Here is a 319-nt window from a genome sequence, read left to right as displayed (position 1 = left end):
CATCGTGAGCGTCAAGGTCGATGTATCTGTACCACCCTGACCATCACTGATCACATAAGTTACAACTGGGATCGCACCTGTGTAGTTAGCAACTGGCACAAAGCTATAGCTACCATCCGCATTGATCGTTAGCGCACCAACGTTCGGAATCGTTACAGGACTACCCACTGCTTGAGTACCTGATATACCAGAAATGGTATATCCAGTAATCGTTAATGGATTGCCTTCTGGGTCAGTTGCATTGAGCAATAAACCAGTATTAGCAGCCACTGTCAGTGTCGTATCTTCTGTGACCGTGTTTACATCATCAGGATCAACA

1 protein-coding gene is annotated in these 319 nt (G+C 45.8%); it reads right to left on the bottom strand.

Annotated elements, in window-relative coordinates:
• Window positions 1–319 (bottom strand): cadherin-like domain-containing protein (locus ICN28_RS09450; protein ID WP_216288265.1); only part of this gene is annotated, 319 nt, incomplete at both ends.

It is taken from the genome of Polynucleobacter sp. 30F-ANTBAC (assembly GCF_018882385.1).
Taxonomy (GTDB): Bacteria; Pseudomonadota; Gammaproteobacteria; order Burkholderiales; family Burkholderiaceae; genus Polynucleobacter.
Note: the sequence above shows the minus strand (reverse complement) of the source record. Positions and strands in the feature narration are given on the sequence as shown.